This is a genomic window from Nocardiopsis sp. L17-MgMaSL7, from assembly GCF_003182025.1.
In the GTDB taxonomy this organism is placed as follows: Bacteria; Actinomycetota; Actinomycetes; order Streptosporangiales; family Streptosporangiaceae; genus Nocardiopsis; species Nocardiopsis prasina.
Window position 1 is genome coordinate 1 of sequence record NZ_QGTF01000033.1, and the last position, 1,422, is coordinate 1,422.

The following is a 1,422-nucleotide window of genomic DNA, read 5'->3' on the forward strand; positions in this document are numbered from 1 at the left end:
CCCACACCCTCGACCGCGCCCACACCGAAGTCCCAGACCGCCGAGCCCACGTCCCGAACCCACCCGTAGTCGGTGCCTGCGGCGGCCTCACCCCAGGAGGTCGGGAGCTCGGTCAGATCGGCACCGTACCCGTGCACGAACTGGTCCGGGTCGGGTGCCGCACCATCCAGATCCTTCTCACTGACGAAGTCGGTGCGCCCGGCGAGTCCGACGTTGATCGTGTTCGCGCAGGTGATCTCGGCCTGCTCGAAGTCCCCGACCAGGTTGGCCGCCCGCAGCAACAGCGCTTCGTTCTTGATGTCGTTGGCGCTGTCCCTGGTCCCGAACAGGCCATCGCCCTTGTTCCAGTCCTCGCCCTCCTCCGCGATCTCAGCGCGAAAGGAGTAGGAGTCCACGGTCAGGGTCCGCCACTTGCCCTGGATCTCCCGAACGGTCTCCGCGAAGTCCTCCAAGGCCCCGGCCGCTCGCTCGGTGGCGGTGTTGACCTCGACCCCTTGGGGAGCGACCGGGTCCAGGGCCTCGTGCAGGGTCTGGGCCTCGGGCGCCGAATAGCAGCTGGTCAGACCTTCCCAGGCCTGGACGATGTCGCCCCCGGTCTCCTCCATCTTCTGACCGGCCGTGCGCAGCCTGCTGGCGTGCCACTCCAGCATGGGTGTCTCGGTCTCGGGGACCGGGAACAGGCTGGGATCGATCTTGCCTTCACAGTCGATCGGTCTGACTTCTTCGGGGGGCACCGAACACCACTCCAGGGGGATCAGGGAAAGGTCGCGGCAGACCCCAGGGGCGGGGGCCTGAGACAGGAAAGGTCAGGGGGCTGGACAGGTACAGGGGTGCTGGGACAGGTAGAGGGCCAGGGCTCAGACGGGGCGGCCCGCGCCGGGAGCCTGCTCAGGTTGGGGGTCGGGGATCTGCCCCGCGGTGCTCTGGGCCTCGGCGGCCATGTCCAGGTCGCCGTTGAGGTAGGCGGTGGTGGCCTCGCTCGCGCCCTCCACACCGCTGGCGGTCTTGGAGAGCATCTGGCCCATCACCCCGAAGTAGTGACCGCAGAACTCACCCAAAGCGATACTCACGGGCAGACTGTGCGCGGTGGACTCGCACCCGGTGACCGCCTTCTCAATACGGTCCATACTCCCGAGCAGACCACCGTTACCGCCCTCCTCACCGATGTGAGCGGCGGTCGCCGAAAGCACGGTCCCGACCTGCTGGGCGTCCACATCCCAACTACCCACGGGACCCTCCGAACGCTTCGGGGCGGAACACACCCTCATCCGCCTCCAGGTCCATGACCGGTTCGGGCTCCGGGGCCTGGGTGGTCTGGACGGTGTACTGCATCCGGTTCAGGGCCGTGTTGAGCCGGTGGAAATCGAAGCGGGCACGGGTGTGCATCTGCTCAGCGGCCGCCGCGATACGCACCGTCGGACG

2 protein-coding genes and 1 pseudogene are annotated in these 1,422 nt (G+C 67.9%); all 3 read right to left on the minus strand.

The genetic code is table 11. The features are described 5' to 3' along the window. Positions 1 to 734: pseudogene (locus BDW27_RS27020) on the minus strand (hypothetical protein); the annotation flags it as partial. A gap of 123 nt (positions 735 to 857) precedes the next feature. Continuing rightward, positions 858 to 1,229 (minus strand): DUF6507 family protein, encoded by a 372-nt coding sequence (locus BDW27_RS27025; protein ID WP_110052537.1) that lies wholly within the window; start codon positions 1,227 to 1,229, stop codon positions 858 to 860. Further along, on the minus strand, positions 1,222 to 1,422 hold a 201-nt coding region (locus BDW27_RS27340), incomplete at its 5' end, for a hypothetical protein (RefSeq protein WP_370446556.1). The genes BDW27_RS27025 and BDW27_RS27340, both read right to left, overlap by 8 nt.